Annotated in this window: 13 protein-coding genes and 1 tRNA gene; 3 read left to right on the forward strand and 11 right to left on the reverse strand. The window is 41.0% G+C overall.

Annotation, left to right across the window (positions count from 1 at the left end; translation table 11 throughout):
* Window positions 1-48: 48 nt before the first annotated feature.
* From NOL38_RS02615 to NOL38_RS02645, 7 genes are all read right to left on the reverse strand, one after another.
* The gene (locus NOL38_RS02615; protein ID WP_277941287.1) at window positions 49-1,557 is read right to left on the reverse strand and encodes a PTS transporter subunit EIIC; all 1,509 of its coding nucleotides are present in this window, start codon (window positions 1,555-1,557) and stop codon (window positions 49-51) included.
* A gap of 27 nt (window positions 1,558-1,584) precedes the next feature.
* On the reverse strand, window positions 1,585-2,286 hold the full coding sequence (locus NOL38_RS02620; RefSeq protein ID WP_277941288.1) for an N-acetylmannosamine-6-phosphate 2-epimerase: 702 nt from the start codon (window positions 2,284-2,286) through the stop codon (window positions 1,585-1,587).
* Window positions 2,287-2,684: 398 nt separating this feature from the next.
* Window positions 2,685-3,242, reverse strand: coding sequence for a carboxymuconolactone decarboxylase family protein (locus NOL38_RS02625; RefSeq protein WP_425244228.1), 558 nt, complete (start codon window positions 3,240-3,242; stop codon window positions 2,685-2,687).
* A gap of 165 nt (window positions 3,243-3,407) precedes the next feature.
* Window positions 3,408-4,103: an HAD family hydrolase gene (locus NOL38_RS02630; RefSeq protein WP_277941289.1), complete on the reverse strand. Its 696-nt coding sequence runs from the start codon at window positions 4,101-4,103 to the stop codon at window positions 3,408-3,410.
* 53 nt (window positions 4,104-4,156) lie between these two features.
* Window positions 4,157-5,896: an ABC transporter ATP-binding protein gene (locus NOL38_RS02635; protein ID WP_277941290.1), complete on the reverse strand. Its 1,740-nt coding sequence runs from the start codon at window positions 5,894-5,896 to the stop codon at window positions 4,157-4,159.
* Window positions 5,896-7,623 (reverse strand): ABC transporter ATP-binding protein, encoded by a 1,728-nt coding sequence (locus NOL38_RS02640; RefSeq protein ID WP_277941291.1) that lies wholly within the window; start codon window positions 7,621-7,623, stop codon window positions 5,896-5,898. The genes NOL38_RS02635 and NOL38_RS02640 overlap by 1 nt, the downstream gene beginning before the upstream one ends.
* Window positions 7,624-8,191: 568 nt before the next feature.
* Window positions 8,192-8,264: transfer RNA gene (locus NOL38_RS02645), tRNA-Thr, on the reverse strand.
* A gap of 156 nt (window positions 8,265-8,420) precedes the next feature.
* On the opposite strand from NOL38_RS02645, the gene NOL38_RS02650 reads away from it, so the two are divergent.
* The 3 genes from NOL38_RS02650 to NOL38_RS02660 are packed head-to-tail and all read left to right on the forward strand — an operon-like array spanning window position 8,421 to window position 11,184.
* Window positions 8,421-8,891: a FeoA family protein gene (locus NOL38_RS02650; protein ID WP_099776161.1), complete on the forward strand. Its 471-nt coding sequence runs from the start codon at window positions 8,421-8,423 to the stop codon at window positions 8,889-8,891.
* Window positions 8,888-11,032: a ferrous iron transport protein B gene (feoB, locus tag NOL38_RS02655; RefSeq protein ID WP_277941292.1), complete on the forward strand. Its 2,145-nt coding sequence runs from the start codon at window positions 8,888-8,890 to the stop codon at window positions 11,030-11,032. The genes NOL38_RS02650 and feoB overlap by 4 nt, the downstream gene beginning before the upstream one ends.
* The gene (locus NOL38_RS02660; RefSeq protein ID WP_085461704.1) at window positions 11,032-11,184 is read left to right on the forward strand and encodes a FeoB-associated Cys-rich membrane protein; all 153 of its coding nucleotides are present in this window, start codon (window positions 11,032-11,034) and stop codon (window positions 11,182-11,184) included. Before feoB ends, NOL38_RS02660 begins: the two co-directional genes overlap by 1 nt.
* 52 nt (window positions 11,185-11,236) lie before the next feature.
* On the opposite strand, the gene ftsX is transcribed toward NOL38_RS02660, so the two are convergent.
* The 4 genes from ftsX to queG all read right to left on the reverse strand — a co-directional run bounded on the left by ftsX (window position 11,237) and on the right by queG (window position 15,251).
* Window positions 11,237-12,166, reverse strand: a complete 930-nt coding sequence (gene ftsX / locus NOL38_RS02665) for a permease-like cell division protein FtsX (protein WP_029186309.1) — start codon at window positions 12,164-12,166, stop codon at window positions 11,237-11,239.
* A complete protein-coding gene (gene ftsE / locus NOL38_RS02670; RefSeq protein ID WP_277941293.1) occupies window positions 12,159-12,851 on the reverse strand; it encodes a cell division ATP-binding protein FtsE in 693 nt (230 codons plus the stop codon). The genes ftsX and ftsE overlap by 8 nt, the downstream gene beginning before the upstream one ends.
* Before the next feature lie 142 nt (window positions 12,852-12,993).
* A protein-coding gene (prfB, locus tag NOL38_RS02675; RefSeq protein WP_141600520.1) for a peptide chain release factor 2 occupies window positions 12,994-14,089 on the reverse strand; the annotation gives its coding sequence in 2 pieces (ribosomal slippage) (window positions 12,994-14,016 and window positions 14,018-14,089; 1,095 coding nt in all).
* Window positions 14,090-14,123: 34 nt separating this feature from the next.
* Window positions 14,124-15,251: a tRNA epoxyqueuosine(34) reductase QueG gene (gene queG, locus NOL38_RS02680; protein ID WP_029998165.1), complete on the reverse strand. Its 1,128-nt coding sequence runs from the start codon at window positions 15,249-15,251 to the stop codon at window positions 14,124-14,126.
* Between the last annotated feature and the right edge of the window lie 33 nt (window positions 15,252-15,284).

The raw sequence follows: 15,284 nt of genomic DNA on the forward strand, positions 1-15,284 counted from the left end.
TACCCGATAGGTACAGTTTGAATGCTTTTAATTCGCTTAAATATAACCCTATTCTTCCAGACCAAGAATTTGATTGATTTCTTGGCTGTACAGAATAGCCTTACCTCCGAAAATAGCCTGTATTCCTCCTTTTACATCCAAAACAGCCGTTGCACCTATAGACTGAATAACTCCCTTATCCACAAGGCCACTATTTCTGAGCGATACTCTTAATCGAGTCGCACAGGCAGTCACATTCTCAATATTATCTGCTCCACCAAGAGCCTCGATGATAGCAATTGCATTATCACGAAGACTAGAACCGTTTGATAAAACTTTTTCAGAATGTGATGCTTGATCACTACTTTCCATACCAGGAACTAGCACGTGAAATTTGGTTACTAAAAATTTGAAAACTAGATAATAAACTGCTGCCCAAAGCAAGCCAATAGGAATCACGTAAATCCAATTGGTTTTGTCATTTCCTTGGAAAACACCAAAAATCAAGTAATCAATAAGCCCACCAGAAAATGAGTTCCCAATACGAATTTGCAGGAGATCCGCCACTAAGAATGATAGTCCATCTAAAAATGCGTGAACAACATATAGCCATGGAGCAACAAACAAGAAAGAAAATTCGATTGGTTCAGTAATTCCTGTCAATAGGGAAGTTAATGCACTACTTGAATAAAAACTGCCAACCTTCTTACGATTTTCCTTAGGAATTGCGTGATACATAGCCAAACAAGATGCTGGTAGACCAAAAATCATCGTTGCAAATCGACCAGCAAAAAATCGAGTTCCATAAGTAAATAAGCCTGTGTGATTCGCATCTGCTAATTGAGCAAAGAAAATATTTTGCGCACCTTGGATTGTCTCACCTGCTACCACTTCACTTCCACCTAATGAGGTGTACCAAAACATTGGATAGATGGTATGGTGCAAGCCAAATGCACCTGTCAAACGTAATCCAAAACCATATAAGAAAGTTCCAAAACTTCCCATCTCTGCTATTGCCTTACCAAAATCAACTAACAAATTCTGAATCGGTGGCCAAATTATATAAAAAATGGAGCCAATCGCAATTGCTGCAAATGATGAAATAATTGGAATAAAGCGAGAGCCCCCGAAGAAACCAAGAAAGGCTGGTAATTCAATTTTTCGATATTTATTGTGTAAAGTTGCAACAGTGATACCAATCGCTAAAGCGCCCAAAACTCCAGTATCAATGCTTGCTTCCTTATCTGCAAAAAGAGTTAAAAATCCACTAATAGTAGCCGTATAAACCAAGTATGCAACCCCAGCAGATAGGCCAGCAGTCCCCTTATCAGCATCTGCCAAACCTACAGCAACACCAATTGCAAAAATCAATGCTAAATTCGCAAATACCGCACTACCTGCCGTACTCATGATAGTGAATACAGCTTGCAACCACGCTTGATCCAATACAGGAAATTGTGCTACAGCATTACTATTTGATAAAGCACCTCCAATTCCCAGTAAGAGACCAGCAACAGGCAAAATTGAGATTGGCAGCATAAAGGCCTGCCCTAGCTGAGAAAACTTCTTAAAATTCATACTCCATTCCTTTCTATAACCTATTTATTATTTATGTAAAGCACTAATAAACCGCTCTGCGATTTCCTTTGGACGTGTGATCGCTCCGCCTACAACAATTCCTGCCACACCTAAATTATGAATAATTTTTACTTGATCAGGATAGTGTATTTTTCCTTCCGCTATCACATCGATACCTGCTCGGCACAAGCGGTCAACCAATTCAATATCTGGTCCCTCCTCCTGCCTACTATAGGATGTATACCCCGAAAGTGTTGTCCCAATGAAATCAATGCCTGCTTCATAAGCAGTTAATCCTTCCTCAAAGGTTGAAATATCTGCCATAAAAAGTTGTTCGGGGTATTTTTCCTTGATTTGCTTAATGAAATCAACAATATCGAGTCCGTCATAACGCTCACGCTTGGTACAATCAAGAGCAATGACTTCAATATCTAGAGCTGCTAACTCGTCTACTTCTCGCATCGTAGCCGTAATAAAGGGCTCTTGTGGAGGATAGTCTCGCTTGATAATTCCGATAATTGGTAAAGTAGTTACTTCTTTTATCTCCTTAATATCTCGTACACTATTGGCCCGAATACCGACAGCCCCTGCTTCTTGGGCAGCCTTGACTAGTAAAGGCATAATACCGCCTTCTTCCCTATACAGAGGTTCGCCTGGCAAAGCCTGACAGGAAATGATAATTCCATCTTTTATCTGTTCTTTTAGAGCTTCCTTACTGATCTTGCCCATTAATTTCTCCTTTCTATTCCCGGATCCTAGATAGCGCTTACAATATTATTATATAGCACATTAACTTTTTTTCAATCCCAGTTCCTCATTTAAAATCTAATTTCTATTTTGAAAGAAAATAGTCTTCTTTTGAAACTAGTTTCAACATTTTATACCTCTTCTAAAACTAGTTTTAAAAAACAAAGGCCATCTCATACTCAATGAAAATCAAAAGTAGCCTAGGAAACGAAGCCGAAGATAGAACTGGAGTTCATCAAGGCAAGTTGACAACGGATAATTTTGATTTTCGAAGAGTATCAAATGTATATTAGGAAAATCACACTTGGTTAATTCAAAAAAACTAGCTAGGATAACGTAAACGTCCTAACTAGTTTTCGATACATATTCTGCTGAAACTCCTACAGAGCATAGGGTTGTAATTCTGGATTGATAGGAGTGTTGATGAGATTGTTGGCATAATTACAGAGGGTTGCAAGACTGACTCCTAACACCACATCCAAGGCATTTTCAGCCGTGTAGCCCTCTTGGAAAAATTCCTCTAGCAAGGGCTGTTCAACCTTGCCTTTTTCATGGATAACAGCCAGAGTAAATCGAGCGAGAGCATCTAATTTTGCATCCGTTTCGATGGGAGTTCCCTGGCGTAGAGCCTGTAGAATAACATCTGGCATCTTAACCTGCTTGATAGAAATAGCCGTATGACCTGCCACGCAAAATCCACAGCCATTGGCAACGGCAGCTGTAATTTGTACCACTTCACGCTCCGTCGGATTCAGACTACTACGGCGATTGGTACCACTAACAGTTTGGTAGGTTTCTAGGGCTGTAGGAGAATTGGCTAAAAGACCGATGAGATTAGGAATATAACCGCCATTATTTTTCTTGACAGTCGCAAGGTTTTCTCGTAATTCTGGACTAACAGTCTCTAGAGTATGGATAGGAAAGAAAGCTTGTGTCATAGGTAACTCCATTTCAAAAAATTTCATTGAGTAGGAATAAAAATCTGCTTGGATTCACACCTATACTTCTATGCTTACATTTTATACTATCATAAAGACAGGTATTCTGCTAATATATTTTACCTATCACACCTATAAAAAATTGATAATCCCTTGTAGAAACCACTAGAAAGACTGGATAACTTCGACCAGTTCTTCCCAATCTATCACCACTTTATCTGCCTGATACGGAGCTGTTGGCTCTACTCTCTTTCTATGATTAAACCAAATTGCCTTCCAATTCGCAGCTTTCGCCCCTACCATATCATTTTCAAACGAATCCCCTAGATAACAAATATCTTCGCCTGACATCCCCAAACGTTCTTCCATTAGTTGAAAAATAGCAGGATTTGGCTTTGTGATACCAACTTGTCCAGAAATAAGGACATGTTCTAGCTCAATCCAATTAACTAACCCCATCGTGCGTATCTTTCTCAACTGATGTCTATAAGGTCCATTCGTAATAATCCCCATTGCAATTCCTTGCGCCTGACACCATGAAAATATTTCTGGAAACACTGGACTGAGCTCTATCTGCCCTTGAAAATAATCATAATCTATTTGAATAGCTAAGGCTGTTGCATCAGACACCTGATACCCAAAATCTGCCAAAGCATGTTTCATCCGATAAATATGACTGTCTTTCAGACTCATCTTTCCAATTGCTGTCGCTTCAAATACTTCATCCGCATATCTGCGAAAGGAAAGGTAGAGTGGTTCAATTTGCTCCCTTACTACTTCAATGTGTCTTTCCAAAGCACGTTCAAACGGTTGAATCTGATCATAAAGCGTATCATCTACATCAAAAATTAAGGCTTTCATGAGTCAATTATAGCAAAAAATTCCAGCCAAAGCTTGGAATTTTTAACTGCTTATTACACCTTTGCTTGAATCTCATGCATTTGAGCATATACTCCTCCACGTGCAACCAATTCTTCATGCTTCCCATGTTCAATAATTCGACCTTGATCTAAGACAAGAATCTGGTCTGCATTTTGAATGGTAGAAAGTCGGTGGGCAATGATAAAGGTTGTCCGACCTTCTTTCACCACTTCCATGGCATGTTGGATAATTTCTTCCGTCTCCGTATCAATATGAGAAGTTGCTTCATCCAATATCAGAATTTTAGGATCAGAGTAGAGTGTCCGCGCAAAGGCAATCAACTGACGTTCCCCACTTGAAAAGGCCGCCCCCTTCTCAACAACCGGTTCATCAATCCCTTTCTCTAAGCGAGATAGCATAGGCCCTGCACCAACTTTTTCTAACGCCTGCATGATTCTTGTTCTATCTGCTTCCTCTTCATTCATGGAAACATTGCTGGCAATCGTCCCTGTAAAGAGATAGGGATCTTGCAAAACAATCCCCATGTGACTGCGCAGGCTTTCACGAGAATAATCACGGATGTTTTTCCCATCAATCAGTACACGTCCCTCCTGTGGATCATAGAAACGATAAAGGAGGTTCATAATAGAAGATTTACCAGACCCAGTATGCCCAACCAGAGCAACTGTTTCTCCTTTTTCTGCCCGAATGGTGATATCTTTCAAAACTGGTCTGTTTTCTTCATAGCTAAAGTTCACGTGTTCAAACACGACTTGCCCTTGTTCAACTACCAAAATACGATCACAGTCGTCCTCCACCTCTTCTTCTAGAAGGGCCATTAGACGCTTACCTGTTTCAAACGAGCGAAGCATGTTTGGGAACTGTTGAACCAGCGCTCCCAAAGCAATGAAGACTCCTTCGATATAGTTGACATAAACAAAGAGTTTCCCAGCTGTAACTCCATCCTGTCCCGCAAGAAACTGATAGCCGACTACCGTTAAAATCGCAGCAATGACCAAATTTTGCAGAAAACCACTCAGATTCCACGTGGCAAGAGACTGGGCCCAGATAATCTTATTATCTGCCCGACGCATCTTGTCAGCAGTCACTTCAAATTCTTTCATGATGCGCTCTTCTTGTCCAAAAAGTTGAATCAAACTTGCACCATTCATGGTCTCATTCACCTGCGTATTGACATCACTCCTTGCATCATAAAAATCCTTCATCGGCTTGTCTGTCATTTTCTTGTAAGCAAATTGAATACCGATATAGAGTGGTATCAAGAGTAACATCAGCCAACCAAGACTCCTATTCATGTAAAATAGGACACCGTATGTAAAGAGCAAACGAACAATATTGTTAAAGGCATTAACTAAGGTCCCATAAAATTGTGTCCGCAGGGTTTCTGTATCATTGACAATTCTAGTTGCAATTTTTCCAGCGGGCTTATCATCAAAATAAGAAATAGGCAACCGTTGCATAACATCGTAGGCTTGATTACGTAGATTTTCAGCAATACGATTGGCGCAATGCATGAGTAAACGCATAGATAGGTAGAAGCCAATAGCTCCCAGAATAATCATTCCCATGTATTGAGCTGACTGGTTTAAGAAAACAGCTTCATCAAAGGGCAAACCCTTGCTCAAATCCGTAATCGGCCCATCAATCGCCTGCTGAATCAGCAGAGGAGCCAATCGAACCATGGTCGAAGCCAATAGATAGAAGCCGACAGCTACTATAAATAGCCACTTGACTCGACGGATTTGTTTTAATAAAAAACCTAAAATAGTCATTAGTCTCCTCCTTCCTGGCTTTGTTGTCGTTGGTATTGTTCATAGTACCAACCTCTTTGGGCAAGCAAATCAGCTGGACGCCCTTCCTCAACGATACGCCCCTCATCCAAGACTAGTACCCAGTCTGCATGGTTGACAGCAGATAGACGATGGGTCACGATGACATTGGTTTTTCCTGCACGTTCTTTTTGAATATTTTGGATAATCTGGCGTTCTGTCCGAGCATCCACTGCCGACAAAGAATCATCTAGAATCAGCAAATCTGGCTCTCGCAGGAAAGCACGGGCAATGGAAATCCGTTGTTTCTGACCGCCAGAAATAGACACACCACGCTCACCAATCATGGTATCAAGACCATCAGTCATCCGTTTTAAATCTTGACTAAAAGCTGCTGTGGCAATGGCTTGTTCAATCTCCTCAGAGCTACTAGCTACTTTCCCTAGGGCAATATTTTCTCCAACAGACCTTGAAAACAAAATGTGTTCTTGTGGAACATAGCCAATTTTTTCCTCTATACTAGAACGTTTAAAGTCTAAAACAGATTGATGATTGATGAAAAAATTTCCCTGGCCAATCGGATACTGGCGTAAGAATTGGCGAACTAAGGTCGTTTTTCCCGAACCAGTTTTCCCAACGATACCTACAGTTTGCCCTGCTTTCAGTGTCCAATTGAGGTCCTGTAGGCTGGCTCTTTCCGCCTGTGGATAACTAAAGCTATAATTTTTGAAGGAAATACTAGACAGCTCTGCAATTTCCTTAGAACCATCAGCCTCCAAATCATCACCCGTCTCAATCAGCTCTTGCAGTTTTTCGAAAGATGTCTTACCAGTCTGATAAACAAGGATGAAATCTGCTAGTGTCCAAAACGGCTCTAAAAGCGAACCGACATACAATTGAAGGGCAATTACTTGTCCCAAGGTCAGTTGCCCTGCTTTCACGGCTTGTGCCCCCATGAGAAGCACGAAAATAGTAGACAATCCCAAACAGACTGTGGCTAATGGATTATACAATGATTGCAAGGAAGTGATTCGATCCCCACCTTGAGCCAATTGCTTGGTACGAGCTTGAAATTGAGCTTTTTGATTTGCTTTTTTACTATAAGCCCTAGTCACTCGAATGCCTTCGATGACCTCCAAAACTTCATTATTGAGCTGGGCTACAGCTTCTCTATTGGCATCAATCGCCCTATCTTGTTTTCTCCCGATAAAAAATATACATAGTGTCATGAACAGCATTGGTAATAAAGCTACTAGCGAAATTTTCCAATCAATAAAGAACATCGTGGGAATGATAAAAGCCAACATACCGCCTGCATAGACGACAATCATAAGACCGTAACCCACCATCTCCATCAGGCCATCCACATCCGTTGAAAAACGAGTCATGACATCTCCTGAGCGGAATTTTTCATAAAATGGAGTCCGCATGGTCACTAATTTTTTAAAGGCACGTTGCTGCATATCAAACTTGAAATTGACAGAGGCCTGAAATAATTTCAGATGCCAAATGAAGGCTGTTGCATAGTTCAGCACTGTTACCAATAACAATAAGGTCATCTCCTGAACCAATATGGCCTGTGTTAATTCATTCTTGGTTAGTATATCGACCATCCGCTGAATGATTTGCGTTGGTAGCAAAAGTGTGGCGTCATAAATAATCAAGGTCACAGCAACCAATAGATAGAGCCACTTATGACGCTTGATATAATCAAAAATTAATCGAAACATATATCTCCTTTACAAATCTATAACCTATCATTTGCCACTTTATTCAATCAGCAACAATTGATAGACGTTATACTCAATGAAAATCAAAAGTAGCCTAGAAAACAATGTCGAAGATAGAACTGGAGTTCATCAAGGCAAGTTGACAACGGATAATTTTGATTTTCGAAGAGTATTACCTTTCTAAGCGCACAAAAAAGCCCAGGGAAGCATTTCACTCCACCTAGGCTTGCGTAAGTCCACAAAAATAGACCAGCTCTTGAACATAGTCGACAATTTTTATCACACCATGGCCACAGTGCTTGATTGTCTCAATGTTTCAAAATATAGCCCACGAAAAACGACAAAAGTTCATCAATGAGCTTTGTTTTCCTGCTTAGAAAGGAGTGTATGATAAAAAATAGCTTGCTGAATAACAAGTTGCTTGTTCATTTGTTTTACTCCTTTCATATTTCTAAGCCCTATTCTACCATAATAAACATTCATGTCAAGGGATTTTTGACAATAAGAGCGAATTTAGGACAAAAATAAGAAAAAACCTTGTCAAACAAGGCCTTTCGATAGTATTCGATGCTAGTTGCCGGGATTGAACCGGCGACCTCATCCTTACCATGGATGCGCTCTACCGACTGAGCTAAACCAGCAGTACTTGACTAGTATATCATATCTCTAAAAAAAGTCAATGGATTTTTTGGAAATATTGAGAAAAATAAAGAGAAAATAAGCCATTCCTAAAAATTGTCTGACACTTTTAAGGAATTGTGCTATACTATTGTTATAAAAATCACAAAGGAAACGATATGAAACTGCAAAACCTTCAAGTTGGACAATCTTATTTAGTCAAAGATTGTCTAACGCAAGATGATATTCGTAAACACTTAGCGCACTTGGGTTTAAAAGTCGGAGAAGAGATTCGCATCATTTCAAAAACCAAGACCAATGCAATTTTCCAAGTCAAGGCAAGTCGTCTAGCCCTAGACAGAGAAATTATCGAATCTCTGGTTTTAATAGAAAAGTCAGCTACGGAAATAATCAATCTATCCGAGGCACCTATTGGTAGCTCAGCTAAGGTTATGGACATCTATGCAACAGGTGCACTCCGTCGTCGCCTCATGGATATGGGACTTACAAAGAACACGCAGCTATTTCTCAAAAAAGTCGCTCCCCTGGGCGATCCAATCGAAATTACCTTGAGAGGATACGAGCTGACACTACGCAAATCCGAAGCGCAAATGATTGGTGTTCAAATCACAAGCGAGGTGGGGAAATGACAAAACACATCGCCCTTGCAGGAAATCCAAATAGCGGAAAAACAACTCTTTTCAACCTCCTAACAGGGACCAACCAACGTGTCGGTAACTGGCCTGGAGTCACCGTTGAAAGAAAATCTGGAACGATCAAAAAGCGAAAACATTTACTAATTCAAGATTTACCAGGTATCTACTCGCTGTCTCCCTACACACCAGAAGAACGGGTTGCCAGAGATTATTTGATAGCGGACCAACCAGCTGCTATCCTCAACGTCCTTGATGCAACAAACTTGGAACGGAATCTCTATCTGACCTTGCAGTTATTAGAAATGGGCCTTCCTATTGTTATCGCCCTCAATATGACAGATGCCCTGAAAAGTCAAGGTCGCACAATAAACAGCGACCAACTCTCCTATCAACTGGGAGTTCCTGTACAGCCTATCAGTGCACTAAAAAAGCTAGGTATATCCCAGCTCCTCCATGAAGTAGAAAAAATTACCAATCAACAAGCCGAGCCAATCTATCCTCAGTATGACAAACAATTTGAAGCCGGTCTTGCCCAAGTTATTGACCTATTATCGGATTCCATCCCAAATCATCAAAAACGCTTCTACGCCATTAAGCTACTCGAACAAGATCAAGTCATTCTAGACCAATTGCAACTCAATGCACAAAACATGCTTGATTTGACCGAAATTATTGCCATTTTGGAAAAAATTTACGCAGACGATATGGAAGCCATTATCGTCAATCAACGCTACCAATTTATCGAGAAAATCACAGAACTGGTCACAAAAGACAGCGATAAGACTTTTAACCTGTCTGATAACATCGACCGACTTGTTACCAATCGTTTTCTTGCCCTCCCTATCTTTGCGGCAGTCATGTGGCTGACCTACTTCCTGTCTATTCAAACGGTTGGTACAATGGGGACCGACTGGGTGAATGATGTCCTCTTCGGAGAGCTTGTTCCAGGCCTTATTCAGGAAAATCTAGATAGATTTGAAATCGCTGGCTGGCTACAATCTCTGGTCCTTGATGGCATTATTGCAGGATGCGGAGCCATTCTAGGTTTTGTACCACAAATTTTCGTCCTCTTCGTCTGCTTGGGAATCTTGGAAGACATCGGCTATATGAGCCGAGTCGCCTTTGTCATGGATAGGATTTTTAGACGTTTTGGTCTATCAGGCAAATCCTTTATTCCCATGTTGATTTCCACAGGCTGTGGCGTTCCTGGAGTCATGGCAAGCCGGACTATTGAAAATGAACAGGACCGAAAAATCACCATTATGACCGCAACCTTCATGCCCTGTTCTGCCAAACTTCCTATCATTTCGCTGGTAGCCGGTGCTTTCTTTCCTGACAATCCTTGGATTGCTCCAAGCACCTATTTTGTCGGTATGGCTGCCATCGTCCTATCCGGAATGGCACTAAAAAAGACCAAGCAACTTGGTGGAGTCGCAAGCCCCTTTATCATGGAATTACCATCTTACCACTTACCGAAACTCAGTACGGTTCTCCGATATGCATTCGATAAGGCACTTAGTTTTATCAAACGGGCTGGTACCATTATATTTGTGACCAACATCATTATTTGGTTCAGCAGTTCCTATAATTGGTCTTTACAAATGGTAGAAACAGATGAAAGTATCTTAGCCTCCATTGGACGCAGTTTTTCTCTCCTCTTTGCCCCACTTGGTTTCGGAAATTGGCGAGCAACTGTTGCAGCCATTACAGGTCTCTTAGCCAAGGAAACCGTCATTGCCACCTTTGGTATCCTCTATAAATTAGGAGAAACAACCGAAGAAAATCCCGAACTCTGGGGGCTTTTACAACAAGACTATACAGCATTGTCAGCCTACTCCTTCCTAGTCTTCAATCTCCTCTGTGCCCCTTGTTTTGCGGCTATTGGTGCCATTCACCGTGAAATGGGAGAAGCCAAGTGGACATGGATTGCTATCGGTTTCCAAACAGGTTTAGCCTATGCAAGTAGTTTGGTTATCTATCAGATTGGTCTTGTACTTATCTACGGACAATTACCAACCGTCTGGACATTTATCGCTATCTTTCTAATTATCACAGCTATCTACAGCCTAGTGAAAAAACCAACCAACACTCTTCCAATCGTCACGCTAAAAACATTAGAAAAAGGAGAATATTAATGCCCACACTTATCCTCTTTCTCATCATCGTCATCTTATTTTCTCTTGCTATTCGCAGTCTCATCAAAGGAAAAGGATCCTGCGGAGATTGTTCCTGCGACTGTACTATTAAGCAAGAGATGAACGAATCTTCTCACCATAGACATCCATAACAAAAAGGTCTGCCTCATTATTGTGCAGACCTTTTTACATGTAGCTTGTCTATTAAATTTTTAAGTAGCGGTTCATGGAAATGACTGATCCTAAGGAACCAATAATAATACCAATTACAAAAAGTGCGCCAATCATTCCTGGAACAAAGACATTCATACTAATCAGAGACAAATCTTGACTAGCAAGACTAGCATTTACTGAAGTATAGATCATCTTATAAAGAGAATAGACTAAAACAGAAGGTAAAATAGCTCCGAGGAACCCTACCCAGGCACCTTCCCAGAGGAATGGTCCACGGATATAACTGTTTTTAGCACCAACCAGACGCATAATCTGAATTTCACGGCTACGAGAAATAATAGTAATTCGAATAGTATTAGAAATCAAGAAGACCGCAGTAAAGAGCAATAAACCAGTCGCTGCCAATCCCCAAGTCCGAACTAAATCAGCCAACTTGAAAATTCGCTCTGTCTCTACTTCACCATCTCGAACCTCTGTAACACCATCAATTTTAGCAATCTCTGCTGCAACAGATTTAACATAATTTGGATCTGTCGTATCAATGATATAAGCATCGTAAAGTGGATTGGCATCTCCTTGGAATAGGTTCCAAGTATCTCCCAAGGTAGCTGTTAATTTCTGCAACTGTTCATCCTTACTTGAATAAGTAACAGATTGTACATTTTCTAAGGCTGTAATCTGATTGTACACCTTTTGATAATCTGGATTAGCTACCGTCTCTCCTGCTTCGTTCACAATCGTCTCAGCTTGATCAGTTGAGTTCGCTCTCAAGTATACATTGATACGTACATTCTGTTCCAAATCCGAAGCAAGCTTTGCTGTGTTTAAAATAACTGAAGCAAAGAGACCAACCAAAGTAAGAGTAATAGCTACAGATGAAATAGCTGCAATTGTCATCCAACCATTTCGCTTCAAACTCTTCAATGATTCAATAAAGTGTCTAAAAAATCGTCTAATCATCGTATCCATACTCTCCTTGTTCTTCATCCCGTACTAATCGACCGTCTTCGATCGCGATTACCCGATGGCGGAGGGTATTAACAATCTGGCTATTATGAGTTGCCATAAGAACCGTTGTCCCCTGCAAATTGATTCGCTCCAATAGGTTCATGATTTCCCAAGAGTTTTCAGGGTCCAAGTTACCCGTTGGTTCATCAGCAATCAATACTTTAGGATTATTTACAATGGCACGGGCAATAGCAATCCGCTGTTGCTCACCACCTGAAAGTTCATTTGGAAAAGAGCGAATCTTGTGCTTCAAACCAACCAAATCCAAAACTTCCATTACACGTTTCTTGATATTCCGTGGTTTTTCACCGATAACTTCCATCGCATAAGCAATATTTTCAAAGACAGTCTTTTTAGGTAAGAGTTTGTAGTCTTGGAAAACCACTCCTACACTACGACGTAGAAGAGGAACATCTCTCTTTTTAATTTTTGCAAGGTCAAACTTACCAACCTTTAGACTCCCCTTATCGAGCTTTTCCTCCCGATACAAGAGTTTGATAAAGGTTGACTTACCTGCACCAGAAGGACCTACAATGTAGGCAAATTCTCCCGCTTCAACATTGACTGATACTCCGCGAAGGGCAGTCGTTCCGTTTCCATATTTCTTGGAAACGTCTTTCATTTCTATTATTCCCATAGGATTTCCTGTCTTAGACAGTCCTTTCTTTAGATTTGAGAACGTTTTTTTCAAAATACAGTCCGTATTCTCTCAAAAAACTTCCTTGATGAGCGAAAAACTATCTCTTATTTACAAGCACTTCACTTGTAGATACAGGTTCTTAGCTAATTCGCCATTTTAAATAAGCATCTATAAAGCCGTCCAAGTCTCCGTCCATAACCTTATCGACTTGAGCCACCTCATAACCAGTACGGTGGTCTTTTACCATTGTATAAGGTGTAAAGACATAAGAACGAATCTGACTTCCCCAAGTGATCTCTTTCTTGTCACCCTTGAGTGAGTCTACTTCTGCCGCTTTCTTCTCCTGCTCCAATTGATACAATTTAGCCTGCAAGAGTTTCATTGCACGGTCTCGGTTTCCATACTGAGTACGGTCAACTGTGGACTGAGTCACAATCCCTGTCGGAATGTGCGTCAATCGAACACCCGTTGAGACCTTGTTGACGTTCTGTCCACCAGCACCTCCTGACCGGAAGGTATCCATCTTCACTTCATCATCTCTGATTTCAATTTCAATGGTATCGTCCAACTCAGGCATTACCTCTACAGATGTAAAGGAAGTATGACGACGCTTGGCTGAGTCAAAAGGTGAGATGCGCACCAAACGATGAACACCCATTTCTGACTTAAGCAAGCCATAGGCGTTTGGCCCAGTAAAGCTTAGAGTCACGGACTTAATACCTGCCTCATCACCAGCTTGATAATCCAAGGTTTCTACTGTAAAACCTTTGGCATTTCCATAACGCTGATACATCCGCAGGAGCATTTCTCCCCAGTCTTGTGCCTCGGTACCACCCGAACCTGGATGGATTTCCAAGATAGCGTTATTGTGATCATAGGGTTCTGACAAGAGCAAGGTCATTTCGTAAGCAGTCATTGTTTTGTCCAATTCCGCTAACTTTTCAACCAACTCATCCCGCACAGACTCATCTTCTGCTAGAAAATCTAGCAAAATTTCGGATTCATCATATAAATCCAACATCTGATGGAAATTTCCATAAGTATTTTTTAATTCATTCAACTCCTGAGACGTCTTCTGGGCTGCCAAATTATCATTCCAGAAATCTGGCTCCGTCATCTTGTTCTCAAGAATGGCAATCTCTTCTTCCAGACCTTCTAAGTCAAAGAGACCCCCTAAAAGAAGTTAATTTTTTGCCAAGTTCTTCAACCTTTTGGCGAATTTCTGCTGTATCCATATACACCTCATTTTTATTCATAATCTTTATTATATCACATTTGCAAGTCCTTGACCATGTTGAGAAAGGCCGTTTGCTCTGCTCTGACATCATCATTGTCTGATGAAATACCTGCAATAAAGGAAACCATCTCATCATTGGGCTGTTTGACCAATTGCCCCAAGGCCCAGATCGCCGTTGCCATGTGGACAGGATTTTGTTTTTTATCGATGATTTCTAGGAGTTTGGGAATGGCAGAGCGGTCATTGCTATTAGCTAAGGCTATGATGGCATTGCGCTGGAGAATATTTTTTCCCCGCCAAGAACCAGCAATCAGGCCAAATTTCTCCTTGAATTGTCCATTTGACAAGTCCAAGAATGGAATCAGCTCAGGCTCAGCCAATTCTGGGTCAATCTCCACCACAGGTGGACTGGAAATTCCTTTATTGTAAGGACAACAAATCTGGCAAATATCACAACCATAGATAACCGTCTTGATTTTCTTACGAAACTCCAAGTCCATCATACCCTTATCCTGGGTCTGAAAGGACAGGCAACGACGGGCATTCATGGTCGTATCACCTAATAGACAAGACGTCGGACAGGCTGCAACACAGCGATTGCAATCACCACAATCATAATCTACTGGTTGATCTGGTTCGATGTCCAGATTGGTCACCAGTTCTCCCAAAAACATATAGGAACCAAATTCCTTAGAAATGACTAGCCCATTCTTACCGATAAAGCCAATTCCTGCACGACGAGCGACCGCTGTATCCACCAAAGCTCCTGTATCTACCATAGCCTTGTATTCCAAACCATCCGTCAGTTTCTCAATTCCCCGTGCCAAACGCTCCATCTTATCTTGCAAGATATAGTGGTAATCAAGCCCCCATGAACTAGGGGTAATCTTCCCACGTTTGTATTGGGTCTTCTGCGGTTTAACAGGCAAATGTCGAGGATAAGCTACCGCGATAGAAATGATGGTTTTGGCAGATTCTAACGACAGTTTGGGACGGATACGTTCTTCGATATTCTTGTGTTCAAATCCTGACGAACGCCCTTCTTCCTGACTAGCACGCAGTGATTTCTCCAAATAAGCAAAATCATCAGCCGTTGTAAAACCAATCTTCGAGATTCCGATTTCCTGAGATAATTTAATAATCTCTTCCTTAATATTCATTATATTCATTTTAGCAAACTTTGGATATATTTA

It is taken from the genome of Streptococcus suis (genome assembly GCF_029616525.1).
Lineage (GTDB): Bacteria > Bacillota > Bacilli > Lactobacillales > Streptococcaceae > Streptococcus > Streptococcus suis_AF.